The organism is Bacillus sp. Y3 (assembly GCF_008123875.1).
GTDB lineage: Bacteria > Bacillota > Bacilli > Bacillales > Bacillaceae > Bacillus > Bacillus altitudinis.
In genome coordinates this window covers 34,615-47,266 of the sequence record NZ_VSSC01000010.1, presented here as the reverse complement: position 1 = coordinate 47,266, position 12,652 = coordinate 34,615, and the positions used below count along the sequence as shown (strand labels likewise).

Annotated in this window: 26 protein-coding genes; all 26 read right to left on the bottom strand. The window is 42.1% G+C overall.

Going from position 1 to position 12,652, the window contains the following annotated elements:
• Window position 1: 1 nt before the first annotated feature.
• On the bottom strand, window positions 2-367 hold the full coding sequence (gene rpsM / locus FXF70_RS18160) for a 30S ribosomal protein S13 (RefSeq protein ID WP_003217023.1): 366 nt from the start codon (window positions 365-367) through the stop codon (window positions 2-4).
• 21 nt (window positions 368-388) lie between these two features.
• Window positions 389-502, bottom strand: a complete 114-nt coding sequence (gene rpmJ / locus FXF70_RS18155) for a 50S ribosomal protein L36 (protein WP_003156543.1) — start codon at window positions 500-502, stop codon at window positions 389-391.
• A 31-nt stretch (window positions 503-533) separates the two neighbouring features.
• The gene (infA, locus tag FXF70_RS18150) at window positions 534-752 is read right to left on the bottom strand and encodes a translation initiation factor IF-1 (RefSeq protein WP_003217190.1); all 219 of its coding nucleotides are present in this window, start codon (window positions 750-752) and stop codon (window positions 534-536) included.
• A 310-nt stretch (window positions 753-1,062) separates the two neighbouring features.
• Complete coding sequence (gene map / locus FXF70_RS18140) at window positions 1,063-1,809, bottom strand: type I methionyl aminopeptidase (RefSeq protein WP_148780868.1); 747 nt, start codon at window positions 1,807-1,809, stop codon at window positions 1,063-1,065.
• Window positions 1,806-2,459 (bottom strand): adenylate kinase, encoded by a 654-nt coding sequence (locus FXF70_RS18135; protein ID WP_007496336.1) that lies wholly within the window; start codon window positions 2,457-2,459, stop codon window positions 1,806-1,808. The genes map and FXF70_RS18135 overlap by 4 nt, the downstream gene beginning before the upstream one ends.
• Before the next feature lie 55 nt (window positions 2,460-2,514).
• Window positions 2,515-3,807 carry a preprotein translocase subunit SecY gene (secY, locus tag FXF70_RS18130; protein WP_007496334.1) on the bottom strand — a complete coding sequence of 431 codons (1,293 nt, stop codon included), beginning with the start codon at window positions 3,805-3,807 and terminating at the stop codon, window positions 2,515-2,517.
• A gap of 1 nt (window position 3,808) precedes the next feature.
• The gene (gene rplO / locus FXF70_RS18125) at window positions 3,809-4,249 is read right to left on the bottom strand and encodes a 50S ribosomal protein L15 (RefSeq protein ID WP_003216888.1); all 441 of its coding nucleotides are present in this window, start codon (window positions 4,247-4,249) and stop codon (window positions 3,809-3,811) included.
• Between the two features lie 30 nt (window positions 4,250-4,279).
• Window positions 4,280-4,462, bottom strand: a complete 183-nt coding sequence (gene rpmD, locus FXF70_RS18120; RefSeq protein ID WP_003217067.1) for a 50S ribosomal protein L30 — start codon at window positions 4,460-4,462, stop codon at window positions 4,280-4,282.
• Between the two features lie 13 nt (window positions 4,463-4,475).
• The gene (gene rpsE / locus FXF70_RS18115) at window positions 4,476-4,976 is read right to left on the bottom strand and encodes a 30S ribosomal protein S5 (RefSeq protein WP_007496332.1); all 501 of its coding nucleotides are present in this window, start codon (window positions 4,974-4,976) and stop codon (window positions 4,476-4,478) included.
• 24 nt (window positions 4,977-5,000) lie between these two features.
• Entirely contained in the window at window positions 5,001-5,363 is a 363-nt protein-coding gene (gene rplR, locus FXF70_RS18110; protein ID WP_003216951.1) for a 50S ribosomal protein L18, read from the bottom strand.
• A 32-nt stretch (window positions 5,364-5,395) separates the two neighbouring features.
• Complete coding sequence (rplF, locus tag FXF70_RS18105) at window positions 5,396-5,932, bottom strand: 50S ribosomal protein L6 (protein ID WP_008345395.1); 537 nt, start codon at window positions 5,930-5,932, stop codon at window positions 5,396-5,398.
• Window positions 5,933-5,963: 31 nt separating this feature from the next.
• A complete protein-coding gene (gene rpsH, locus FXF70_RS18100) occupies window positions 5,964-6,362 on the bottom strand; it encodes a 30S ribosomal protein S8 (RefSeq protein ID WP_007496327.1) in 399 nt (132 codons plus the stop codon).
• Window positions 6,363-6,393: 31 nt separating this feature from the next.
• A complete protein-coding gene (gene rpsN, locus FXF70_RS18095) occupies window positions 6,394-6,579 on the bottom strand; it encodes a 30S ribosomal protein S14 (RefSeq protein WP_008356542.1) in 186 nt (61 codons plus the stop codon).
• Between the two features lie 22 nt (window positions 6,580-6,601).
• Window positions 6,602-7,141 carry a 50S ribosomal protein L5 gene (rplE, locus tag FXF70_RS18090; protein ID WP_003217159.1) on the bottom strand — a complete coding sequence of 180 codons (540 nt, stop codon included), beginning with the start codon at window positions 7,139-7,141 and terminating at the stop codon, window positions 6,602-6,604.
• Window positions 7,142-7,166: 25 nt separating this feature from the next.
• Window positions 7,167-7,478: a 50S ribosomal protein L24 gene (gene rplX / locus FXF70_RS18085; protein WP_007496325.1), complete on the bottom strand. Its 312-nt coding sequence runs from the start codon at window positions 7,476-7,478 to the stop codon at window positions 7,167-7,169.
• A gap of 35 nt (window positions 7,479-7,513) precedes the next feature.
• Entirely contained in the window at window positions 7,514-7,882 is a 369-nt protein-coding gene (gene rplN / locus FXF70_RS18080) for a 50S ribosomal protein L14 (protein WP_003216882.1), read from the bottom strand.
• Window positions 7,883-7,921: 39 nt separating this feature from the next.
• A complete protein-coding gene (rpsQ, locus tag FXF70_RS18075; RefSeq protein ID WP_003216906.1) occupies window positions 7,922-8,185 on the bottom strand; it encodes a 30S ribosomal protein S17 in 264 nt (87 codons plus the stop codon).
• 25 nt (window positions 8,186-8,210) lie between these two features.
• The gene (gene rpmC / locus FXF70_RS18070) at window positions 8,211-8,411 is read right to left on the bottom strand and encodes a 50S ribosomal protein L29 (RefSeq protein ID WP_003217155.1); all 201 of its coding nucleotides are present in this window, start codon (window positions 8,409-8,411) and stop codon (window positions 8,211-8,213) included.
• Window positions 8,401-8,835 (bottom strand): 50S ribosomal protein L16, encoded by a 435-nt coding sequence (gene rplP, locus FXF70_RS18065; protein WP_003225801.1) that lies wholly within the window; start codon window positions 8,833-8,835, stop codon window positions 8,401-8,403. Before rplP ends, rpmC begins: the two co-directional genes overlap by 11 nt.
• A 1-nt stretch (window position 8,836) precedes the next feature.
• Complete coding sequence (gene rpsC, locus FXF70_RS18060; protein WP_003217241.1) at window positions 8,837-9,493, bottom strand: 30S ribosomal protein S3; 657 nt, start codon at window positions 9,491-9,493, stop codon at window positions 8,837-8,839.
• Between the two features lie 3 nt (window positions 9,494-9,496).
• A complete protein-coding gene (gene rplV, locus FXF70_RS18055) occupies window positions 9,497-9,838 on the bottom strand; it encodes a 50S ribosomal protein L22 (RefSeq protein WP_007496316.1) in 342 nt (113 codons plus the stop codon).
• Between the two features lie 17 nt (window positions 9,839-9,855).
• Window positions 9,856-10,134: a 30S ribosomal protein S19 gene (gene rpsS / locus FXF70_RS18050; RefSeq protein WP_003216920.1), complete on the bottom strand. Its 279-nt coding sequence runs from the start codon at window positions 10,132-10,134 to the stop codon at window positions 9,856-9,858.
• A 57-nt stretch (window positions 10,135-10,191) separates the two neighbouring features.
• Window positions 10,192-11,025, bottom strand: a complete 834-nt coding sequence (rplB, locus tag FXF70_RS18045; protein ID WP_007496314.1) for a 50S ribosomal protein L2 — start codon at window positions 11,023-11,025, stop codon at window positions 10,192-10,194.
• A gap of 28 nt (window positions 11,026-11,053) precedes the next feature.
• Window positions 11,054-11,341, bottom strand: a complete 288-nt coding sequence (gene rplW / locus FXF70_RS18040; RefSeq protein WP_003217016.1) for a 50S ribosomal protein L23 — start codon at window positions 11,339-11,341, stop codon at window positions 11,054-11,056.
• A complete protein-coding gene (gene rplD, locus FXF70_RS18035) occupies window positions 11,341-11,964 on the bottom strand; it encodes a 50S ribosomal protein L4 (RefSeq protein WP_007496312.1) in 624 nt (207 codons plus the stop codon). Before rplD ends, rplW begins: the two co-directional genes overlap by 1 nt.
• A gap of 27 nt (window positions 11,965-11,991) precedes the next feature.
• Entirely contained in the window at window positions 11,992-12,621 is a 630-nt protein-coding gene (rplC, locus tag FXF70_RS18030) for a 50S ribosomal protein L3 (protein ID WP_007496311.1), read from the bottom strand.
• Window positions 12,622-12,652 lie beyond the last annotated feature (31 nt).

Genomic DNA, 12,652 nt, shown 5'->3' with positions numbered 1-12,652 from the left:
CTTATTTTTTCTTGTTAGCTACAGTACGACGCGGACCTTTACGAGTGCGCGCGTTGTTTTTTGTGTTTTGTCCACGAACAGGAAGTCCTCTACGATGACGGATTCCGCGGTAGCTTCCGATTTCAATTAGACGCTTAATGTTAAGTGAAACTTCACGACGAAGGTCACCTTCTACTTTAAGTTTGTCAATGATATCACGGATTTTACCTAGTTCGTCTTCAGTTAGATCGCGAACGCGAGTGTCTTCAGAAACACCTGCTTCTTTAAGGACTTGTTGAGCCGTCGTACGACCAATTCCAAAAACATATGTTAAAGAAATGACAACACGCTTATCACGTGGAATATCTACACCAGCAATACGAGCCATGATTTGGGCACCTCCTTGTTATTAGCCTTGTTTTTGTTTATGTTTTGGGTTTTCACAGATCACCATTACTTTTCCTTTTCTGCGAATCACTTTACATTTTTCACAGATAGGTTTAACAGATGGTCTCACTTTCATGTGTTTCCAACCTCCTTCTTCCGGAGTTGCTTTATTTGTAACGGTACGTAATTCTACCACGAGTTAAGTCATATGGAGATAATTCTACCGTAACTTTGTCTCCAGGTAAAATGCGAATGAAGTGCATACGGATTTTTCCTGATACATGAGCCAAAACTGTATGACCATTCTCTAGTTCAACTTTGAACATTGCATTTGGCAAAGTTTCTGCTACAGTACCTTCCACTTCAATTACATCGTCTTTCGCCATTCAAGTGTTCTCCCTTCTTCAAATCAGTAACTTGCTCTCTGATAAATGTCCAAATGAGATGTTCTCAATTGTCCATCTATCACCCGACCTGTTTTGAATATACTGTTCTGAACTTCCGGAGATACGCAATCATAAAAGGTTAAATGATTGATATTTTTTCTTAGGAGAATGAATTTACGCTTTTCTCCGTCTGCGATTAGTACTTGGCAGCCATCGAACACGCCGATGACAACTGTATACTGATCTTGTTCTTTCCTTGGACTATACAGACAACCTGCCCGATTTGGGCCTGAAAGGCTTCAGTGAAGACCTAAATCTTAGTCAGTATATCAAAACCTGTATCTGTAATCGCAATTGTATGCTCAAAGTGAGCACACTTTTTCCCATCAACCGTTACAACCGTCCAGTTATCAGCCAGTGTTTTCACATATCGGCTGCCTTCGTTCACCATCGGTTCGATGGCCAACACCATTCCAGGTTTGAGCCGTGGGCCTTTGTTCGGCGGACCATAATGAGGAATTTGAGGGTCCTCATGAAGATCCTGTCCGACCCCATGTCCAACATATTCTCTAACAACTGAGAAATTCTCACCTTCAACATACGTTTGTATGGCATGGGAAATGTTTGACAGACGTTCACCTGGCTTTGCTTCCTGTAAGCCCTTATATAGAGATTCCTCTGTGACTTCCAGTAGTTTGCGGTCCTCATCACTGATTACCCCAACTGGATAAGTCCAAGCAGAGTCACCATGATAGCCATTTAACTTTGCGCCGATATCGATACTAATGATGTCTCCATCACGTAAAACCCGTTTACCAGGAATACCGTGAACGAGTTCTTCATTCACCGAAACGCAAATGCTCCCGCGAAAACCATTATACCCTTTAAAAGATGGGATTGCACCCTGCTTTGTAATAAAACGTTCGGCAATTTGATCCAATTCTTTTGTCGAAATACCTGGTTTTATGTGTTTCTTCAGCTCTTCATGAGTCAGTGCGACAATGCGTCCAGCTTCTCTCATAATCTCAAGCTCGCGAGGAGTTTTACAGATAATCATTTATTTAATCCCCCAAGCAGGTCCTTGATATCAGCGTAAACATCGTTAATGTGCTTCGCACCATCAATGTTTGCAAGATATCCTTTTTCTGAATAGAAGTTCAGTAAAGGTTCAGTCTGCTTTAAGTTCACTTCAAGTCTTGTCGAAACGGTTTCTGCATTATCATCTGCACGTTGATAAAGCTCGCCTCCACACTTGTCACAAACATTTTCTTTCGCAGGTGGATTGAATACTAAATGATATGTTGCTCCGCAATCTTTGCAAATTCTTCGGCCAGTCAGACGCTCCATCAAAGCATCTTTATCGACTTTAATATTAATGACATAATCAATCGTTCTGCCAAGGTCCTTTAGAATGTCTTCTAAAGCTTCAGCCTGAGCGACTGTTCGCGGAAATCCGTCCAGAAGAAAACCTTGTTCACAATCATTCTTGCCAAGTCTTTCTCTAACAATACCGATTGTGACCTCATCAGGAACAAGCTCTCCTTTATCGATAAAGGATTTTGCTTCGAGCCCAAGTTGTGTCTCCTCTTTCATAGCAGCACGGAACATATCTCCTGTTGAGATATGAGGGATCCCATAATCATCAACAATTCGTTCTGCCTGAGTGCCTTTACCAGCACCCGGAAGCCCCATTAAGACTAAGTTCATTTCGGATTTCCCCTTCCTTACTTAGAGAGGTTGGGCAGGAGCCCAGCCCTCTGTTTTATTTCATAAATCCACGGTAATTTCGTTTCACTAATTGGCTTTCAAGCTGTTTCATTGTTTCAAGTGCAACACCTACAACAATGAGAAGACTTGTGCCGCCAATTTGTGCAGCGGAAGGTAATCCAGCGAATTGAATGAAAAAGATAGGAAGTATTGAAATCACGGCTAAGAAAATGGCGCCCACAAACGTGAGTCGGTACAAAATGCTCGTAATTCTATCTTGAGTCATTTTCCCTGGACGAACTCCCGGGATATAGCCACCCTGCTTTTGCAGATTTTCAGCCATTTGTTCAGGGTTTACTTGGACAAAGGCATAAAAATATGTGAAAGCAACAATCAGTGCTACATAAATCGTCATACCGATTGGCTTAGTATAGTCAAAGTTGTTAGTTATCCAGGTTGTCACATTATTTGTTCCGAAGAACGATGCGATCGTCTGCGGAGTAATAATGAACGAAACGGCAAAGATGACTGGAATCACCCCTGCTGGATTCACTTTCAATGGAAGGTGCGTTGCTTGACTAGCAGACATTTGTGCACGGCCAGTTCCTTTTGAATATTGAATCGCAATCTTTCTCACTGCCATTTGAATGTAAATAACACCGATAACAATGACAAGAATAGCAATCACAATAAGGGCAATTTTCAGGATTTGCATGAACAGCTGTCCATCTCCACCTACAAATTGCTGAGCGTACACTTGCTTTAATGTTTGAGGGATACCTGCGATGATACCGGCAAAGATAATAATCGAAATACCGTTACCAACACCGTGAGCAGTAATCTGCTCTCCCAGCCACATTAAAAATGCTGTTCCCGCAGTGAGTACGACCGCAATTAAGAGATACGTTGAAACACCTGGGTTTTCAATCAGCATGCCTCCTGCCATATTGTTAAATCCATATGACATTCCTAACGCCTGGATAAATCCTAGAACAATTGTAAAATACCTTGTGAATTGTGCTAATTTTCGGCGGCCAACCTCTCCTTGCTTTGACCACTCAGTAAACTTCGGTACAACATCCATCTGCAAGAGCTGGATGATGATCGAAGCAGTGATATACGGCATAATCCCCATTGCAAGAATGGAGAATTGGAAAAGTGCCCCGCCCCCAAACGTGTTGAGGATTCCGAAAACACTCATTTGATCCTGTGCCTGGAGAACTTCGGCGTTCACATTAGGCACAGGGATGAAAGCACCTATACGAAAGACGACTAACATTAAAAGTGTAAATATAATCTTATTCCGTATATCTTTCACGCGCATAAAATTGGAGATTGTCTTAAACAAGTTAGATCACCTCGGCTGTACCGCCAGCAGCTTCAATCGCTTCTTTAGCAGAAGCAGAGAATTTATTGGCTTTTACAGTTAATTTTTTTTCTAATTTACCGTTGCCAAGAATTTTTACTCCTGCTTTTAACTTGCTTATTGCACCAGTCTCTAGAAGAAGTTCAGGAGTGACTTCCGTTCCTTCGTCAAAACTGTTTAATCTGTCTAAGTTGATTACCGCGTAATCTTTACGGTTGATGTTTGTAAAACCACGTTTTGGAAGGCGTTGGAATAAAGGCATTTGACCACCTTCGAATCCAGGGCGTACACCGCCGCCAGAACGAGCGTTTTGACCTTTATGACCTTTACCAGAAGTTTTACCGTTACCTGATCCAATACCACGACCAACACGGTTGCGTACTTTACGTGAACCTTCTGAAGGCTTCAATTCATGAAGTTTCATTTGGGCACCTCCTTATCGATTAAAAATGTTTTATTGTTCTTTAACAGAAACTAAATGAGACACCTTGTTAATCATGCCGCGGATCGCTGCATTGTCTTCATGTACGACTGTTTGGTTTGTTTTCTTTAGACCAAGAGTACGAACAGTGACACGCTGATCTTCCGGGCGACCGATTACACTGCGTTTGAGGGTAATTTCTAATTTATTTGCCATTATTGTTCCCTCCTTATCCTAACAGGTCTTCTACAGATTTTCCACGAAGCTTCGCTACATCTTCAGCACGTTTAAGTTCACTTAAACCTTGAAGTGTTGCGCGGATCATGTTGATCGGTGTATTAGAACCTAGAGATTTAGAAAGGATATCAGCTAGACCAGCAAGCTCAAGTACCGCACGCACTGGGCCTCCAGCGATAACTCCTGTACCTTCTGAAGCAGGCTTCAATAGAACGTTTCCTGCACCGAATCGACCGATGATTTCATGTGGAATTGTAGTTCCAACCATTGGTACTTCAATTAAATTCTTTTTCGCGTCTTCAACAGCTTTGCGGATCGCTTCTGGTACTTCTTGTGCTTTACCAGTACCGAATCCTACATGACCGTTTTTGTCACCGACAACAACTAAAGCTGCAAAACGGAAACGACGTCCACCTTTAACAACTTTCGCTACCCGGTTAACCGTAACTAAGCGTTCTTCTAACTCTAATTTGCTTGGGTCAATACGACTCATTCGGATGTGTCCCTCCTTCTTTTATTAAAATTTAAGTCCAGCCTCACGAGCAGCTTCAGCTAGAGCTTTTACACGTCCATGATATAAGTATCCTCCGCGGTCAAATACCACGTTAGAGATGCCTTTTTCAACAGCACGTTTTGCAACAAGTTCGCCAACTTTAGTAGCAGCTGCAGCGTCAGAACTATTCTCGATCTTTAACTCTTTATCAAGAGTAGAAGCACTTACAAGTGTTACACCGTTAACATCATCAATTACTTGAGCGTAGATGTTCTTGTTAGAACGGAAAACGTTAAGGCGAGGTCTTTCAGCAGTACCTGAAAGTTTCGCACGAACACGAGCGTGTCTTTTAAGACGAGTAGCGTTTTTGCTAGTTTTCGTAATCATCCGAGTCACTCCTTTCTTCACATTAAGCGATCTTACTTACCAGTTTTTCCTTCTTTACGGCGAACGAATTCACCTTCGTAACGAATTCCTTTACCTTTGTAAGGCTCTGGAGCACGGACAGCGCGGATGTTAGAAGCTAGAGCTCCTACACGCTCTTTATCGATACCTTTAACGATTACTTTCGTTTGAGATGGAACTTCTACTTCAACTCCAGCCTCAGGAACGATTTCAACTGGGTGAGAGTATCCAACGTTAAGAACAAGTTTGTTTCCAGATTTAGCTGCACGGTAACCGACACCGATTAGTTCTAAACCTCTTTCGAAACCTTTAGATACACCTTCAACCATGTTTGCAATTAAGCTACGTGTTGTACCATGTAATGCACGGTGTTCTTTATTTTCAGACGGACGGCTTACAGTTAAGACGTTGTCCTCAATTTTAATTTCCATATCAGGGTGAAATGCACGAGTTAGTTCACCTTTTGGTCCCTTTACTGTCACTGTGTTATCGTTGTTTGTCACAGTTACTCCTGAAGGGATCTCGATTAGCTTTTTACCTATACGAGACATACCAAGCACCTCCATTCATCTTAAACTTTTTTTACCATACGTAAGCAAGTACTTCTCCACCAGCTTGTTTAGCACGGGCTTCTTTGTCCGATAAAACACCTTGTGATGTAGAAATAATTGCGATTCCAAGTCCGTTAAGTACACGTGGTACTTCATTTGATTTCGCATATACGCGTAAACCAGGTTTACTGATTCTTTTAAGACCAGTGATAACACGTTCGTTGTTTTGGCCGTATTTAAGGAACAAACGGATAATTCCTTGTTTGCTGTCTTCGACGTACTCAACGTCACGGATAAAACCTTCACGCTTTAAGATTTCAGCAATTTCTCTTTTGATTTTTGAAGCCGGTACTTCTAGCTTCTCATGACGTACCATGTTCGCATTGCGAATACGAGTCAGCAAATCTGCAATCGGATCTGTCATAACCATTATTTAATAACCTCCTTCCCATTTATGGGGATTACCAGCTGGCTTTTTTAACGCCAGGAATTTGTCCTTTATATGCAAGTTCGCGGAAACAAATACGGCAAAGTTTAAACTTGCGAATTACTGAATGTGGACGTCCACAACGTTCGCAGCGCGTATACTCTTGAACTTTAAACTTTTGTTTGCGTTGTTGTTTCGCAATCATAGACTTTTTAGCCACGATTTCGCCTCCCTTTCATTGATTATTTCTGGAACGGCATACCTACTTGAGTTAATAACTCACGTGCTTCTTCGTCCGTGTTGGCAGTCGTAACGATAACGATATCCATACCGCGGACTTTTGTTACTTTATCGTAATCAATTTCTGGGAAGATTAACTGTTCTTTAATACCAAGCGTGTAGTTTCCACGACCGTCGAAAGATTTCTTAGAAATCCCGCGGAAGTCACGTACACGTGGTAAAGATACAGAAATAAGTTTATCAAGGAAATCGTACATGCGCTCTCCGCGAAGTGTTACTTTCGCACCGATTGGCATTCCTTCACGTAGACGGAATCCAGCAATAGACTTCTTCGCACGAGTAACGACAGGTTTTTGACCAGCGATAAACGTTAATTCTTCAACAGCAGTATCGATTGCTTTAGCGTTTTGAACGGCGTCACCAACACCCATGTTGATCACGATTTTTTCGATTTTTGGCACTTGCATTACTGATTTGTATTCAAACTTAGAAACTAATGCAGGTGTAATTTCTTTTACATACTTTTCTTTAAGGCGGTTCATGAGAAAGACCTCCCTTCCTTATTTACTATTTATCTAGAACTTGCCCAGATTTTTTCGCTACACGGACTTTCTTTCCGTCCTCAACTTTATATCCAATACGTGTCACTTCACCCGTTTTAGGATCAAGCGGCATTACGTTTGATACGTGGATCGGCGCTTCTTGTTCAGAAATTCCGCCTTGAGGGTTAGCTTGGGTTGGTTTAGAGTGTTTTTTCACAAGGTTAATACCTTCTACTAAAACACGGTCCTTTTTAGGGAAAGCAGCAAGGATGACACCTTGTTTACCTTTATCTTTACCAGAGATAACCACTACTTTATCGCCCTTTTTAACATGCATTTAATCGCACCTCCTTGAGTCGCGGATTGTATTCATTAAAGTACTTCTGGTGCTAAAGAAACAATTTTCATATAGTTGTTTTCACGAAGTTCACGTGCTACTGGTCCGAAGATACGAGTTCCACGTGGGCTCTTGTCGTCACGGATGATGACACATGCATTTTCATCAAAACTGATGTAAGATCCATCGTTTCTGCGAGCTCCGCTCTTAGTACGAACGATAACTGCTTTCACAACTTCACCTTTTTTGACAACGCCTCCTGGTGTTGCTTGTTTAACCGTACAAACAATGACATCACCGATGTTAGCCGTTTTACGTCCAGAGCCACCAAGAACTTTAATCGTTAGTACTTCGCGTGCGCCAGAGTTGTCAGCTACTTTTAAACGAGTCTCCTGTTGAATCATTAATGTTACCTCCCTTCGGAAAAAGAAATCCGAACTTTATTAGATAATAACAGCTTCTTCGACAACTTCAACTAGACGAAAGCGTTTAGTCGCAGATAATGGACGAGTTTCCATGACCTTTACGATGTCTCCGATTTTTGCTTGGTTGTTTTCATCATGTGCTTTGAACTTTTTAGAGTATCTTACACGTTTGCCATAAAGTGAATGCTTTTTGTATGTTTCAACTACAACAGTGATGGTTTTATCCATTTTGTCAGAAACAACACGACCTTGATACACTTTACGTTGGTTACGTTCGCTCATGTTTGCGGGGCCTCCCCTCTAATTATTATTTATTAGCAGCGATTTCTCTTTGACGAATCACAGTTTTCATGCGTGCGATTGATTTACGCACTTCACGAATGCGAGCAGTGTTTTCAAGCTGCCCAGTCGCTAATTGGAAACGAAGATTGAAAAGTTCTTCTTTAAGAGACTTTACTTTTTGTTCAATTTCAGCAGTGGTAAGGTCACGAATTTCATTAGCTTTCATTTGATTCACCACCAATTTCTTCACGTTTTACGAACTTCGTTTTAATTGGCAATTTGTGAGATGCAAGACGAAGAGCTTCACGAGCAACTTCTTCAGACACACCAGAAATTTCAAATAAAACTTTGCCCGGTTTTACTACAGCTACCCAGCCTTCTGGAGCACCTTTACCGGAACCCATGCGGACCTCTAGAGGTTTAGCTGTGTATGGCTTAGAAGGGAAAATTTTGATCCAAACTTTACCGCCACGTTTCATGTAACGAGTCATAGCAATACGAGCAGCTTCGATTTGACGGTTAGTGATCCAAGAAGCTTCAAGAGCTTGGATACCGAACTCACCGAAATGTACTTCAGTACCGCCTTTTGCACGACCACGCATTTTTCCACGATGTTCTCTGCGATACTTCACGCGTTTTGGCAATAACATATTATTTTCCTCCTTCCGCAGTATTCTTCTTAGTTGGAAGGACTTCTCCACGATAGATCCATACTTTTACGCCAAGCTTACCATAAGTAGTATCAGCTTCAGCAGTAGCATAGTCGATGTCAGCACGAAGTGTGTGCAATGGAACAGTACCTTCACTGTAATATTCAGAACGAGCAATATCTGCACCGCCAAGACGACCAGAAACCATTGTTTTGATTCCTTGTGCTCCAGCACGCATTGTGCGTTGGATTGTTTGTTTTTGTGCACGACGGAATGAAATACGATTTTCAAGTTGACGAGCGATGTTTTCAGCAACTAGCTGAGCATCAAGATCTGCTCTCTTGATTTCAAGAATGTTGATGTGTACACGTTTGCCAGTTAGGCTGTTAAGAGCTTTACGAAGTGCTTCAACTTCAGATCCGCCTTTACCAATTACCATACCTGGTTTAGCCGTGTGGATTGTGATATTTACGCGGTTTGCAGCACGTTCGATTTCTACTTTAGAAACAGACGCGTCAGACAAACGCTTGCTGATGAATTCACGGATTTTCAAGTCTTCATGTAAGAAGTCAGCGTAATCTTTTCCTGCGAACCATTTAGATTCCCAATCACGAATGACGCCAATACGAAGACCTACTGGATTTACCTTTTGACCCACGGATTATCCCTCCTTCTTTTCTGATACAACGATTGTAATGTGGCTAGTACGTTTGTTAATTGCGCTCGCACGACCCATAGCACGTGGACGGAATCTCTTAAGTGTTGGACCTTCGTCAACGAATGCTTGAGTAATCACTAGGCTGTTAGCGTCCAACTCGTAGTTGTGCTCAGCATTTGCGATAGCAGATTTTAATACTTTTTCAATAATTGGTGAAGCAGCCTTAGGTGTAAGGTTTAAGATAGAAACTGCTTCTCCTACTTGCTTACCTCGGATCAGGTCCATTACTAGACGTGCTTTACGAGGAGCAATACGGACTGTTCTTGCGACAGCTTTAGCTTGCATTTAAAAGCCTCCTCTCATTAGCGTCTTGTTTTTTTATCGTCACTAGCATGACCTTTGTAAGTACGGCTTGGTGCGAATTCGCCCAATTTGTGACCTACCATATCTTCAGAAATGAAAACAGGTACATGTTTGCGTCCGTCATAGACAGCGATTGTGTGACCGATGAATTGTGGGAAAATTGTAGAACGACGAGACCAAGTTTTTACGACTTGCTTTTTGTCAGTTTCATTCAATTTCTCGACTTTAGCCATCAAATGATCATCAACAAATGGTCCTTTTTTTAAGCTGCGAGCCATTGTGGAACCTCCCTTCGTGATTGAACTACGGTCCTAAATGAACCGTAGACAACCCCGTTACTTGTTTTTACGACGACGTACAATGAATTTATCAGACTTGTTGGTTTTCTTACGAGTCTTGAATCCAAGAGTCGGTTTACCCCATGGAGACATTGGTGATTTACGTCCGATTGGAGCGCGTCCTTCACCACCGCCGTGTGGGTGATCGTTAGGGTTCATTACAGAACCACGAACTGTTGGGCGTACGCCTTTCCAGCGAGAACGTCCAGCTTTACCGATGTTGATTAGTTCGTGTTGTTCGTTTCCAACTTGACCGATAGTCGCACGGCAAGCAGAAAGGATCATGCGTACTTCACCAGAGTTCAAACGTACAAGAACGTATTTACCTTCTTTACCTAGAACTTGAGCAGAAGTACCAGCAGAACGAACTAATTGTCCACCTTTACCTGGTTTTAATTCAATGTTATGCACAACTGTACCAACTGGGATGTTGATAAGTGGAAGAGCATTACCTGGTTTGATGTCAGCTTCTGGTCCAGAAGTAACTTCAGTACCAACTTGGATTCCTTTCGGAGCAAGAATGTAACGTTTCTCACCATCTGCATAGTTTACAAGAGCGATGTTCGCTGAACGGTTTGGATCATACTCGATTGTAGCAACGCGTCCAGGTATACCGTCTTTATCACGCTTAAAGTCGATGATACGGTATTGACGTTTGTGACCGCCACCTTGATGACGAACAGTCAATCTACCTTGGTTGTTACGTCCGCCTTTTCTGTGAAGCGGTGCAAGCAACGATTTTTCTGGTTTGTCAGTCGTGATTTCAGCAAAATCTGAAGTAGTCATGCCACGACGACCATTACTGGTTGGTTTATACTTTTTAATCGCCATTTTGAATTTCCCTCCTTCTTTTTAAGATTTACGCTTCAAAAATTTCGATTTCTTTGCTGTCAGCAGTTAATTTCACGATCGCTTTTCTGCGACGGCTAGTCATACCAGTGTAGCGTCCAACGCGTTTTGATTTACCTTTGTAGTTTTGAACGTTGACTTTCTCAACTTTCACTCCAAAGATCTCTTCAACAGCGTCTTTCACTTCTGTCTTGTTAGCTCTGACATCAACTTCGAACGTGTACTTCTTCTCTGTCATTAGATCAGCAGAACGTTCAGTAATGATAGGGCGCTTTAGAACATCACGAGGATCTTTCATTATGCAAGTCCCTCCTCTACTTTTTCAACCGCTGCTTTAGTGATCAGAAGTTTGTCGTGGTTGACAACGTCAAGAACGTTGATACCGTTAGCTTCAACAACTGTTACTCCAGGGATGTTACGAGCAGATAAAGCAACTGTTTCGTTTGCATCCGCAGTGACGATCAACGCTTTCTTCTCAACAGATAACCCTTTAAGGATGCCTGCGAATTCTTTCGTTTTCACTGCATCAAGAGTAAGATCTTCAAGAACGATGATGTTGTTGTCGATTACTTTAGAAGACAATACTGACTTGATAGCCAAGCGGCGAACTTTTTTAGGTAATTTATAAGAATAGCTGCGTGGTGTTGGACCGAATACGATACCGCCTCCGCGCCATTGTGGTGAACGGATAGAACCTTGACGAGCACGACCTGTACCCTTCTGTCTCCAAGGTTTACGACCTCCGCCACGTACTTCAGAACGAGTTTTTACTTTGTGAGTTCCTTGACGTAAGGAAGCTCTTTGCATAAGAATAGCATCGAATACTACGCTTTCGTTTGGCTCAATTCCAAACACAGAAGCGTTTAATTCGATTTCACCGTTAGTAGAACCGTTTTGGTTAAATAATGCTACTTTTGGCATGACTTGTTTCCTCCTTTCCTAAGAGAGTTATTTAGTTTTAACTGCACTCTTTACAGTTACTAGAGATTTTTTAGCTCCTGGTACGTTACCTTTGATCAAAAGAAGATTGCGTTCCGCATCAACTTTAACGATCTCAAGATTTTGGACAGTGATTTGCTCTCCGCCCATACGTCCTGGAAGAAGTTTACCTTTGAATACTCGGTTTGGATCAACAGGTCCCATTGAACCAGGACGACGGTGATAACGTGAACCGTGAGTCATTGGTCCGCGTGATTGTCCGTGGCGCTTGATAGCCCCTTGGAATCCTTTACCTTTTGATGTTCCTGTTACATCTACGATATCTCCATTTGCGAAAATATCAACTTTGACTTCCTGACCAACTTCATACGCATCTAACTCCACACCGCGTAATTCTTTTACGAAGCGCTTAGGAGCAGTTTCCGCTTTAGCAACGTGGCCTTTCTCTGGTTTGTTAGAAAGCTTCTCACGTTTGTCGTCAAAACCGATTTGGATTGCTTCATAGCCATCCGTGTCAGTAGTCTTCTTCTGAAGAACAACGTTAGCAGCAGCCTCAACAACAGTTACAGGGATAAGATCACCGTTTTCTGCGAATACTTGCGTCATACCAATTTTTCTACCTAAGATTCCTTTGGTCATTCGTCACACCTCCTATAATATGTGTTTTCTA

Excerpts from the sequence above, each read along its gene's own strand:
- rplO (WP_003216888.1), bottom strand. The coding sequence starts at position 4,249 with ATGAAACTTCATGAATTGAAGCCTTCAGAAGGTTCACGTAAAGTACGC.
- rplB (WP_007496314.1), bottom strand. The coding sequence starts at position 11,025 with ATGGCGATTAAAAAGTATAAACCAACCAGTAATGGTCGTCGTGGCATG.
- map (WP_148780868.1), bottom strand. The coding sequence starts at position 1,809 with ATGATTATCTGTAAAACTCCTCGCGAGCTTGAGATTATGAGAGAAGCT.
- rplP (WP_003225801.1), bottom strand. The coding sequence starts at position 8,835 with ATGTTATTGCCAAAACGCGTGAAGTATCGCAGAGAACATCGTGGAAAA.
- rpsQ (WP_003216906.1), bottom strand. The coding sequence starts at position 8,185 with ATGAGCGAACGTAACCAACGTAAAGTGTATCAAGGTCGTGTTGTTTCT.
- rpsS (WP_003216920.1), bottom strand. The coding sequence starts at position 10,134 with ATGGCTCGCAGCTTAAAAAAAGGACCATTTGTTGATGATCATTTGATG.
- rplX (WP_007496325.1), bottom strand. The coding sequence starts at position 7,478 with ATGCATGTTAAAAAGGGCGATAAAGTAGTGGTTATCTCTGGTAAAGAT.
- rpsM (WP_003217023.1), bottom strand. The coding sequence starts at position 367 with ATGGCTCGTATTGCTGGTGTAGATATTCCACGTGATAAGCGTGTTGTC.
- rpsE (WP_007496332.1), bottom strand. The coding sequence starts at position 4,976 with ATGAGTCGTATTGACCCAAGCAAATTAGAGTTAGAAGAACGCTTAGTT.
- FXF70_RS18135 (WP_007496336.1), bottom strand. The coding sequence starts at position 2,459 with ATGAACTTAGTCTTAATGGGGCTTCCGGGTGCTGGTAAAGGCACTCAG.
- rplV (WP_007496316.1), bottom strand. The coding sequence starts at position 9,838 with ATGCAAGCTAAAGCTGTCGCAAGAACAGTCCGTATTGCTCCTCGTAAA.
- rplF (WP_008345395.1), bottom strand. The coding sequence starts at position 5,932 with ATGTCTCGTATAGGTAAAAAGCTAATCGAGATCCCTTCAGGAGTAACT.
- rplW (WP_003217016.1), bottom strand. The coding sequence starts at position 11,341 with ATGAAAGATCCTCGTGATGTTCTAAAGCGCCCTATCATTACTGAACGT.
- rplC (WP_007496311.1), bottom strand. The coding sequence starts at position 12,621 with ATGACCAAAGGAATCTTAGGTAGAAAAATTGGTATGACGCAAGTATTC.
- rplN (WP_003216882.1), bottom strand. The coding sequence starts at position 7,882 with ATGATTCAACAGGAGACTCGTTTAAAAGTAGCTGACAACTCTGGCGCA.
- rpmC (WP_003217155.1), bottom strand. The coding sequence starts at position 8,411 with ATGAAAGCTAATGAAATTCGTGACCTTACCACTGCTGAAATTGAACAA.
- rpmD (WP_003217067.1), bottom strand. The coding sequence starts at position 4,462 with ATGGCAAATAAATTAGAAATTACCCTCAAACGCAGTGTAATCGGTCGC.
- infA (WP_003217190.1), bottom strand. The coding sequence starts at position 752 with ATGGCGAAAGACGATGTAATTGAAGTGGAAGGTACTGTAGCAGAAACT.
- rplE (WP_003217159.1), bottom strand. The coding sequence starts at position 7,141 with ATGAACCGCCTTAAAGAAAAGTATGTAAAAGAAATTACACCTGCATTA.
- rpsH (WP_007496327.1), bottom strand. The coding sequence starts at position 6,362 with ATGGTTATGACAGATCCGATTGCAGATTTGCTGACTCGTATTCGCAAT.
- rpmJ (WP_003156543.1), bottom strand. The coding sequence starts at position 502 with ATGAAAGTGAGACCATCTGTTAAACCTATCTGTGAAAAATGTAAAGTG.
- rplR (WP_003216951.1), bottom strand. The coding sequence starts at position 5,363 with ATGATTACGAAAACTAGCAAAAACGCTACTCGTCTTAAAAGACACGCT.
- rplD (WP_007496312.1), bottom strand. The coding sequence starts at position 11,964 with ATGCCAAAAGTAGCATTATTTAACCAAAACGGTTCTACTAACGGTGAA.